Origin of the sequence: Dietzia timorensis, from assembly GCF_020742175.1 — a bacterium.
Taxonomy (GTDB): domain Bacteria; phylum Actinomycetota; class Actinomycetes; order Mycobacteriales; family Mycobacteriaceae; genus Dietzia; species Dietzia timorensis_A.
The window spans coordinates 23619-32999 of record NZ_DYXM01000181.1 but is presented as its reverse complement, the minus strand read 5'-3'; the positions used below and the strand labels follow the sequence as shown (position 1 = coordinate 32999).

9 protein-coding genes are annotated in these 9381 nt (G+C 67.8%); 3 read left to right on the top strand and 6 right to left on the bottom strand.

The features are described from left to right. A partial coding sequence (locus K8V11_RS09515) for a glycosyltransferase family 4 protein (protein ID WP_303913236.1) occupies window positions 1-714 on the bottom strand: 714 nt, incomplete at its 3' end. A gap of 455 nt (window positions 715-1169) precedes the next feature. On the opposite strand from K8V11_RS09515, the gene K8V11_RS09510 reads away from it, so the two are divergent. The 3 genes from K8V11_RS09510 to K8V11_RS09500 all read left to right on the top strand — a co-directional run bounded on the left by K8V11_RS09510 (window position 1170) and on the right by K8V11_RS09500 (window position 4477). Continuing rightward, window positions 1170-1994 (top strand): RNA polymerase sigma factor, encoded by an 825-nt coding sequence (locus K8V11_RS09510; protein ID WP_303913233.1) that lies wholly within the window; start codon window positions 1170-1172, stop codon window positions 1992-1994. Between the two features lie 204 nt (window positions 1995-2198). After that, a complete protein-coding gene (locus K8V11_RS09505) occupies window positions 2199-3623 on the top strand; it encodes a hypothetical protein (RefSeq protein ID WP_303913230.1) in 1425 nt (474 codons plus the stop codon). Between the two features lie 47 nt (window positions 3624-3670). After that, window positions 3671-4477 (top strand): bifunctional 2-polyprenyl-6-hydroxyphenol methylase/3-demethylubiquinol 3-O-methyltransferase UbiG, encoded by an 807-nt coding sequence (locus K8V11_RS09500; RefSeq protein WP_303913227.1) that lies wholly within the window; start codon window positions 3671-3673, stop codon window positions 4475-4477. On the opposite strand, the gene K8V11_RS09495 is transcribed toward K8V11_RS09500, so the two are convergent. From K8V11_RS09495 to K8V11_RS09475, 5 genes are all read right to left on the bottom strand, one after another. After that, window positions 4474-5145 carry a response regulator transcription factor gene (locus K8V11_RS09495; protein WP_303913224.1) on the bottom strand — a complete coding sequence of 224 codons (672 nt, stop codon included), beginning with the start codon at window positions 5143-5145 and terminating at the stop codon, window positions 4474-4476. The two genes, K8V11_RS09500 and K8V11_RS09495, sit on opposite strands and share 4 nt — an antisense overlap. Window positions 5146-5317: 172 nt before the next feature. After that, window positions 5318-6817, bottom strand: coding sequence for a sensor histidine kinase (locus tag K8V11_RS09490; RefSeq protein ID WP_303913221.1), 1500 nt, complete (start codon window positions 6815-6817; stop codon window positions 5318-5320). An 80-nt stretch (window positions 6818-6897) separates the two neighbouring features. Further along, window positions 6898-7338: a DUF6802 family protein gene (locus tag K8V11_RS09485; protein ID WP_303913219.1), complete on the bottom strand. Its 441-nt coding sequence runs from the start codon at window positions 7336-7338 to the stop codon at window positions 6898-6900. Continuing rightward, the gene (locus tag K8V11_RS09480; protein WP_303913216.1) at window positions 7335-8717 is read right to left on the bottom strand and encodes a hypothetical protein; all 1383 of its coding nucleotides are present in this window, start codon (window positions 8715-8717) and stop codon (window positions 7335-7337) included. The genes K8V11_RS09485 and K8V11_RS09480 overlap by 4 nt, the downstream gene beginning before the upstream one ends. Next, window positions 8714-9361: a hypothetical protein gene (locus K8V11_RS09475; protein ID WP_303913213.1), complete on the bottom strand. Its 648-nt coding sequence runs from the start codon at window positions 9359-9361 to the stop codon at window positions 8714-8716. Before K8V11_RS09475 ends, K8V11_RS09480 begins: the two co-directional genes overlap by 4 nt. Between the last annotated feature and the right edge of the window lie 20 nt (window positions 9362-9381).

The following is a 9381-nucleotide window of genomic DNA, read 5'->3' as shown; positions in this document are numbered from 1 at the left end:
CCCGCCGATGACGTCGAGCCGCAGATCCGGCGAATCGGGCAGCAGTTCTGCGAGCAGCGAGAGTGCGTCCTCGACGTGCTTGTGCGGCACGAGGCGCGACAACACGACCAGGCGTGGCCCCGGCGCGCGCTCGGCCGGCGTGCCCGCGGAGATCCCGGCGGGCACGGGGTCGACTCCGTTGCGGATCACCGCGATGTGGGCGGCGGGCACGCCGAGCGTGGCGAGCTCGGCCGCCGAGGGCTGCGAGACGGTGAGCCACTGGCGGCGGCGGTGCACGAGTGGGGACAGGCGCGACTCGATCCACCAGCCGAATCGCGCGAGGATCGGCCCCGCGACCGGCCACTGCTCGCGGTGGCAATGGTGGGTGAGCACGATCGTCGGCGCGCCCGAGGCCGCCGCGGCAAAGAACGGCACACCGTTCTGCGTATCGATGACGGCGGAGAACGCCTCGCGCCGGCCCATGCGCGCCGCAGCGCGTTCGCGCAGGAGAAAAAGGCACGCGCGTGGGTACACCGTAAGGCGCCGCCCGCCTCGGCGGAAGGTGATCCCCTCGGAGACCTCGACGCGCTTGGCCCCGCGGTACTTCGCCGTGCGGAAAACGACCTCGTGCCCGGAGGCCGCCAGATACCTGCCGATGTGCTCGAGATAGCGTTCGCTGCCGCCGCCTTGGGGGTGGCTGCTGTCACGCCAGCACAGGAGGAGATATCGAGCCATGGGCGGCAAGTTTACCGGCGGCGCCGACCGGTGGCGATTCGAAACCCGGGGTATCGACGGCCCCTGCGGCGGGGGTGGCGGCCATGTCCACGCCCGCGCGATAGACGCTCGAACAGGCGGAGTTCGATTTTTGTCAGTGCAGGCAAGTAATATTCCCCGGGAATTATCGACGTGTTTACAGCCGTTGGCCGGAAGCATCGTGGCGCCCGCGCGCCCGAGAAGGATTGCGGCAATCCCTCGTCGTCGCGGTGCCAACCTGAGGGGCGGGTTCACGCGCATTCGCGCGCCGGGAGGTCAGGGGCGAAGTAAATACAGTCGAAAGTGGAATTTCTGCGTGCCCAGGGCCGATCGGGGCACGTTCCAAGAGGTAGGGCGTGGGGCAGCCTGGCCATGGCAGCGTCTCGCGCGCGTACCGGCGCAGAGAGCGGCGCCGCGAGGAAGTGAGGAGGAGGGGAGTGGCACCGTCGTCGACGCCGATTCCCGGCTCCTCCGAACCCGACCCCTCCGAATCCGGATTCCGCAGCGGATCGGGCGCCCCTGCGGCAGGCTCGTCCGCACGTCGTCAGGAACTGGGAGAGGATGAGGAAAAACCCCGAGCGATAGCGGGGCTCTCCGAGGAGGTCGTCGCGGCCGCCGTCAACGGCGATTCCAAGGCCATCGGGGTGCTGTTCGCGGTGCTCAATCCTCGCCTCGTGCGCTACCTCGGACTCATGGTCGGGCGCGATGCCGACGATGTCGCCTCGGACACCTGGGTCGAGGTCATGCGGAGCTTGCCGCGCTACGTCGGCGGCGCGGACACCATCGGCGCGTGGGTCATCGGCATCGGCCGCCACCGCGCGCTCACTCACTTCCGGCGCCAGAAATCCCGGCCACAGGCTTCCGTCGGTATCGACGATTTCGCCGAAATCCTCGCCGGGGAGTCCGATACGCACCAAAGCGTCGAGGACTCTATGTCCACGGCGCGCGCCATGGCACGCATCGCCGCTCTGCCCAAAGAGCAGGCGGAAGCAGTATTCCTTCGCACGATCGTGGGTTTGGACGCGGTAAGTGCCGGCGAGGTGTTGGGGAAGAACTCGGGCGCGGTCCGTACGTCGTCCCACCGTGGTTTGAAGAACCTTGAAAAACAGCTCGTCGCGGAACGTGACGTGGGTCGCGGGCCCTCGGCGTCCGGATCGGCGGAATATCCCGCGGATCGAGGCGGAACCAGGAAGACTCGGTCAGCGGTGCGAACCACGGCCAGGGGACGTCCAAGCAAGAGAGGGGACCCTCCCGATGGATAATCCGCATCAGATCGCGAATGCTTTTCAAACTTGGACATGATGACGGAAGAGTTGGAAAAAATAAAGGCCGTAACGGTTATTGATATGTGATCGTTATCTAAGTTGGCGTAACGAAATTTCTTCTTTAGGGACTGGAGAAGTGTGAACGGCGAGAGCTTGCCCGGTGGGGGCGACGAACTCGAGCGATTGCTCGAAGGCGGTGAGTTGGCAGGGTCACCCCTGTCATCACTGCTGGGTTCGGCGCGCGCCGGCCTGCCTTCGGCTGACGGGTTCACCGTTATCGCCGGTTCCGCAGGTGCCGCAGCCCTCGCCGGCGGCGTGGCCTCCCTGGCCTCCGGTTCCGGAGGAACCGCCGCGGCAGCCGGCGCCGGCACGATGGGAGCCGCCGGTGCCGGAGCCGGGGCTGGTGGCGCCGCCGCAGTGGCGGGGGCCGCAGGTGCGGCCGGGGCCGCGGGTATCGCAGGGGGAGTCGGCTTGGGAACCGTGGTCGCGGTGGCCGCGACCGTCGGCGTAGTCGCCACCGCGGTTGTCGGCGGCTTCGCGCTCAACTCCGAAGGGACGCAGGACCCGGTTCCCCCGGCCGCGACGACGAGCGAGAGTGCCGACGCCACGGGCGAAGGCGATCCGAGCGAGATCTCATCGTCCTCCGAGACGACGGCGAGTTCCGAAACTGAGAGTTCGAGTGCCAGCTCGGAGTCGTCGACGTCGGCAAGCAAATCGGAGACCTCGTCAATCGAATCGAGCCCGAGCGTCGGCGATGAGAAGCATCGGACGACGCGCGCCGAGGCACCGAATTCGCCGATCGATCCTCCCCCCCAACCGCCCGCCCCGGTGCCCGTCGAACCGGAGCCCGAGCGCGACGACGTCACGCCGCCGATCACGTCGGCTGAGGTCCCGGAGCAGGGCCCCCGGGAGGATCTGATCACTCCCCGCAACACCGAGGAGGACAAATCCACTCGAACGGAAGCGACCAGCGCGAGGACGATCACGGCGGTACCCTCGGTGTCGACGCCTGACGGCGACGTGCACACCACCCGCGCGACGCTGACCGCGGCGCCCGGGACGAACACAACAGCCACCTCGGCGAGCGAGACATCGGAAGCGTCCGGGTCGGAGACGCCTTCCGTGACGACGACCTCGGCGACGACGCCTGCGACCACCACGGTCGAGTCAGTACCCAGCACGCAGGAGGAGACGACCGGGCGCGAATCGAACAGCCGCCGATGCAGCTTCGGCACCGACTGGGTGATCTGCGTCGTCGTGAACGGGGAAGACACCGACGCCGACGATTCGGCTAGAACTTCGACCACCGGGACGACGACTGAGTCCGGGACCACGCAGATCACGACTGCTGAAGCGGCATCCGGTGCGACCGAGCAGACCTCGACGTCGGACAGCGCGGTTCCGACCGCCGGCGACACCCGCACGTCCGACGTCACGACTGACGCGTCCCCCGCCCCGCGCGAGCAGGCAGAGGCGACGCCCACCTCCGCGGGTGGTGACGAGAGCGATGGCGACGAAGGCGACGACGAGCCCGCCCCGAGCAAAGAATCGACCGTAGTGAGGACGAGCGAGGCGGCCGAGCGGCGTGCTCAGCGTTCGCGCGGGGCGGGCGCAGTACGCCGGTGAGTATTCTTCAGTCGATCCGGCGAGGTCGGGCGAAGGTGGAGCAATTCGTGCCCGGCGCGCGTCCGGCAGCGCTCCGCTTCGTCGCCCGCCGCGCGACGTTGTCCCGGTCCCTGGGATTGTTGAAGTCGTTCCCGCTGGAGCAGTCGGATCCCGAGGTGTTCTATCGCGGGCTCGCGCGGGACACCCGAGAGCTACTCGACGACCTCCACCGCGGCGCTCGCGGCGAGTCCGCACGCCTTGCCGGGTCGACGGTCCTTGACGTCGGTGGCGGGCCCGGCTACTTCCGCGACGAATTCGCCGAGGTCGGAGCGTGGTACGTCGCGGTCGAACCGGACACGCGGGAATTGTCCGCGGCCGGGATCGAGCACCGGGACGTCGTGCGCGGATCGGGAATGGAACTGCCCTTCGCCACCGGCAGCATCGACATCTGCTTCTCGTCGAACGTGGCCGAGCACGTCCCGCAGCCGTGGACACTCGCCGAGGAAATGCTGCGCGTCACCAAGCCCGGCGGGCTTGTGGTCCTGTCGTACACCCTCTGGTACGGGCCGTTCGGTGGGCACGAAATGGGTCTCACGCACTATCTTGGCGGGGCGCGGGCGGCGCGGATGTACGAGCGCAAGCACGGGCACCGCCCGAAGAATTACTTCGGGACCTCGTTGTTCAAGGTCGGATGTGCCGAGGGGTTGCGTTGGGCGAGATCGGCGGACGTCGAGGGCCGTGCTCGATTCCTCGCCGGATTTCCGCGCTACCACCCGTGGTGGGCGTGGTGGTGCACGCGCATACCAGGCATGCGGGAAGCCGCCGTGTCGAATCTCGTGCTCGTGCTGGAGAAAACCGCGAAAGCGAAAGACTAACCGACGCGGTAGCCGACACCGCGGATCGTCTGCACCTTCTGCTCGCCGATCTTACGGCGCAGGGAACGAATGTAGACGTTGACGATGTTCGAGCCCGGATCGAACTCCATTCCCCACACGCTCTCGAGCAGCTGAATCCGGCTGATCGTCTCGCCTTTGCGGCGCATGAGCAGCTCGAGCAGCGCGAACTCGCGGTTGGTCAGCTCGACGATCTGCCCGTCGACCTCGACTCGGCGGGTGCGGATATCGAGTCGCAGCCCACCGTGCTCGATGATCGACGTCGAATCGTCGCCCGCGGAATCGTCGTGCTCCTTGAGCCGCAGCCGGATCCGAGCGAGCAGCTCCGGAACGCGAAACGGCTTCGACATGTAGTCGTTTGCGCCCGAATCGAGGCCCTCGACCGTGTCATCGATGCTGTCGCGGGCGGTGACGATGATGACCGGCGACGCAAGACCGCGCTCGCGCTCCAGCCGCAGCAGCTCGAAACCGTCGATGTCCGGGAGGCCGATATCGAGAATCACCAAATCGATATCGGAGATCGACGACAAGATGGCGCGGGCACTTTCACCATCCGCCGCCTCCAAAGGTGTGTACTCGGCTTCCGAAAGTGCCTTGACGAGCATTGAGCGGATCAGCTCATCGTCCTCGACCACCAGGATGCTTTTCACCTAGTGTCCTCCAAAATCGACTTGATCGGGTCCGCCGCCTGGGCGCTGGGCGTCCATGCTGCGCTATCTAAAACCTCGCACGAGCATAGACGACGCCGTAGGCGACACGCTTGAGTGCCATTGTTTCAACTATAAGACCAGATACTACGGATATCGGGACGTTCACGTTGTCTCATTTCCCAACTGGCGGGCGAATGAGTGGAATCGTGAGGGCGAAATAGGCTCCGCCGTCCGGGGCATTCGCGGCGCCGGCCGTTCCGCCGTGCGCTGCGGCGATGGTCGACACGATCGCCAGTCCGAGGCCTGTGCCGGCACGTCGATCGCGGAGCTGGCCGCGGGCCGTGGCGAAACGCTGGAAGATCAGCTCCTCCTGGCCCTCCGGTATTCCGTTGCCGTGATCGCGGACCCAGAAGTGGATCTGCGGTCCGTCGTCAGGGGCGGTGAGTCCGAGCGGTAGGGGTTGGTCCTCGGCGTAGGTGCGGCAACCGATTTCGATGCGGCTGTCCGGTTCGGTGTAGCGGACCGCGTTGGAGGCGAACTGCAGTAGTGCCTGGGTGATGCGCTGGCGGTCGAGCCACGCGGTGCACTGCGCCTCGGGGCGCACATCCCACACGCGGTCCGCGACGACCTCTGCCTTCATCTCGACCTCGAGGATGAGCTCTTCGAGCTCGGTGGCCGAGCGGTGTAGGAAATCGGGGCGACGGGAGCGCGCGAGAAGGAGTAGATCCTCGACGATGCGGGTCATACGGGACAGCTCGTCCTGCACGAGCAAGAGGGTTTCTTTTCGTTCTTCGGGCTCCTCCGGGAGGATGTCGAGGTAGCCCTGAACCACCGTCAACGGGGTGCGCAGCTCGTGGCCGGCGTCGTTGAGGAACTCGCGCTGGGTGTAATACGCGATCTCCACTCGGTCGAGCATCGCGTTGACGGTGAGCGCGAGCTCCACGAACTCGTCCGCGCCCGAGACGGGCACGCGCCGCGAAAGGTCCTCGGCGGAAATGCGTTGTGCGGCATGGCGCACCCGGCGCACCGGGCTGATCACCCAACCGGCCAGCACCCATGACAGCAGTGCGGTGACGACGAGGCCGATGGCGAGCGCGTAGAGCACCAGCTCCATCACTCGCTGGATATCGTTCTCGGCCGAATGTGGGCTCACCGCGACGAGTAGATTGGCGTCCTCGTCCTTGCCGGTGACCGTGACTTTCGCCCAACGGATCTCCGAGGCGGTGACGCCGGACGAGTCGGGGCTGTTGATAGCCAGATTCAGCAGGGAGGCGCGTTCTTCGACGCCGAAATAGGGATCGTTTTCCGCGGCGTTCTTCGCCATCGTCATCTGGGTGCCCGAATCCTGCGACGTCGCGATCATGATCTGGTCGTCCTGCGGATACTGCTGAGACAGGAAGGCCCGCATGATCGCGGTCGTCGATGCCGAACCGCTCGACGCCAGCTCGCCGGCGCCGCTTTCGACGTAGCTGATGAAATCCTCGACCTTGCGCTCGATGAGCTGGTTGGTTTCGCGCTGCTCTGTCAGGCGCAGCAGCTGGAACACGATGAGCGCGACGACGGCGAAGACGATGAGCGTGGTCAGCGAGATACCGAGGACGATGCGCAGGCGCGCCGAGGACCACCATCGGCGGCTGTGCGGCGCCTTGCTGCGATCTGTCCGGTAGGGCATGCGTTCAATTGTGACTGCTGCGGACCGGGTGGTGAACGGAGACCACTAAATTGCCGCCGCTGCCAACCGCCCTAGGCGCGCTAGATGCGCCCCCAGCCGGTGCACGTCCAGCGCGGGACGTCCTCGTTGAGCGCCGGATCCCCGTTGAGGAAGCCGCCGAACTTGGTGCGCTCCTTCGGGTTGGTGAGTTCCCACGAGTCGTAGGTCCCGTCGAAGCGGACGGTCGAGACCTTATCGATGGCGCGGTCGCCGTCCTCGTCGCTATATACGGTCAATCCGCGTTCGTCCTGCAGCGTGACCGCCTCCATGAACCCGTCGCCGTCCATGTCCGCTTCCGGGTCGCCGATGTCGAGGACCTCCCCGGACAGCGGGATACGGAAGCTGAGCGAATCGGCCGAAGCCAGGGACAGTTTGTCGAGCCCGCAGAGGAGCGGGTCGCCCGCGGGCGTGGTCAGCGGGTAGTTGACGCCATTGCCGAGGGGTTCTTCACCGAACGGGTATGCGTCGAAAAAGTCGCTCATGACCGTGGTCCTGCCGTTTCTTGTGATCCGCCGCGGATGGAGTGCCGGAATGCGGAGATGCGTTTCTCGATCTCCCTGACCCTGTGACCGCTGTCGTAGGCGAAGGCATCGGTAATCGCCGCCTCCGCGTGCAGAAGCTGCTCGGAGACCACGAGATCGATCTCGGAACGAAGCGCGGCGAAGTGCTCGACCGTCGCGCTTATGAGGTGGTTGCGCAACGCGGCCGCGCGCCGGGCCCGCACTCCGAGAGACCCGAGCGCCGCGCCCGCGGCCAGGGCGAGCGGGATGATGATTGCCATCGCCGCCCACGATCCGCCGAACGGCACGGCGACGAGACGCCCGAGACCGGCGCCGCCGGCCGCGCCCATGAGCAGCATGATCGCCTCCTCCCCGCGATGCACGGGAGGCCTGCTGAAATGCAGCCGAAGCTGCGCGGGCGTCTCTGCGGGCGCATCCACGTCGGAGCCGAGATGCCGCCGCCGCAGGCGCGACGACTCGGCCCGGGCGCGCTCGCTCAGCTGCCGGGACGTTTCCGCCGATGCGTTGTCGATCGCCTCGATCGAGCGCTCCAGCTCGCCCCGCCCGGCCGAGGCGAGCGTATTCTTCGCGTCCGCGGCGAGCTCGCGCAATTGCCGGGACACCAGCGCCTGCAGCCCGATCCGTGCCCCATGGGATTGCTGCCGGAGCACGGCCGAGCGCGCCGTCACCGACTCGGTTCTGGCGCGTTGCAGCCAGTCGAGCGTGGCCTGCGCTTCACGCGCCTGCCGCGCGCCGTCCTGCGGCGCGGGAAAACCACCGTGTATGACGCCGGGCGTACCGCGCCCGCCGCGCCGAGCGCGATCCCGCGCGGCGCGAAGCAGCGCGTCCGCTCCTTCCGGCGCATCCAGCCCGGCCGCAGTAGCGCAGGCATGCGAGTCGAGGAGGCGCGCCCAAAGTAGCGGGTCCGCGACATCGTGCTCGCGCAGCTGACCGGCGATGGTGTCCACGGTGCCCGCGATGTCCGTGTAGCGCTCGGCGCGAACCAACACCACCGCCACCGGGAACCGCCCGGCGAGCGCGACGATCGCCTCCATGTCGTCCGGACGGATCGGGCAGATGAGGTCGACGGCGACGAGCACGACATCGATCGCCTCGGTCGACGAAGTCGATGCCGGCGCCTCGGGGCCGGCCGCGCCGAGGGTTTCGGTGATGTTGGCCGCGGTGTGGGCGCGCAGCTCGGCGGCGAGCTCGCCCGCCCCGCAGTCCCGCGCGCCGACGACCGCGACGGCGAGGCCCGCGTGGGGGAGCGGAGCGGCGACGTCATCCCCCTGCGCGGGGACGTGTGCTGCGCCGAGGCCCGCCTCGATATGGGCGGGTCGTTCGCCGGCCGGTGCGCTCATAAGGCCACCTGTTCCGGGGAAGGGGAGGTGTGGGCGAGGGCGGACAACTCCGCGCAGAGCGCCTCGGCCACATCGCGCACGTCGAGGCTGTCGCAGTCGCGTTCCAGGCGTAGCGTCGCTACAGCCAGGCGCAGCGTGGGGACCTCCGCAGCGGCCTGCTCGACGAGTCTGCACACCCGGTCGAATCCCGGCTTGCCGGGGACGCACTCGCCGACGGCGACGAGGCCCTCGGCCCACGCAGGACGCCCCTCACCCGCCCACGTATCCGCTCGAGTGGCGACCACGACCGCGGGGTGACGGCGCGGACGGCGCAGCCACTGCAGTTCGTGCCGGCACGGGGCCGTGCACCATGCGAAGACCTCGATGTCCGGCGCTGAGCCCGGTAGCGGCGCGTTCGCGTCGACCACCTCGCAGCGCACGTCCAATACGGCCTCCAGCGCCGAGGCGAGGCGAGCACGACCGGCGCCCGAACCGCCGATGATGCGTACGTGCGGCGGCGCCTCCATCTCGGACGCGATCTCGGCGAGCAGCCGCCCATACCGCGTGTCGGCCGAGACGCCGCCGCCAGAGGGTGCACCGAGGGCCGCGGCGTGCCGCCGGATGACGGCGGACGCCGCGTCGGCGAGGCGGCCGGTTTCGGTCATGGGAACATCGAACCGCATCG

Excerpts from the sequence above, each read along its gene's own strand:
- K8V11_RS09490 (WP_303913221.1), bottom strand. The coding sequence starts at position 6,817 with ATGCCCTACCGGACAGATCGCAGCAAGGCGCCGCACAGCCGCCGATGG.
- K8V11_RS09485 (WP_303913219.1), bottom strand. The coding sequence starts at position 7,338 with ATGAGCGACTTTTTCGACGCATACCCGTTCGGTGAAGAACCCCTCGGC.
- K8V11_RS09480 (WP_303913216.1), bottom strand. The coding sequence starts at position 8,717 with ATGAGCGCACCGGCCGGCGAACGACCCGCCCATATCGAGGCGGGCCTC.
- K8V11_RS09475 (WP_303913213.1), bottom strand. The coding sequence starts at position 9,361 with ATGACCGAAACCGGCCGCCTCGCCGACGCGGCGTCCGCCGTCATCCGG.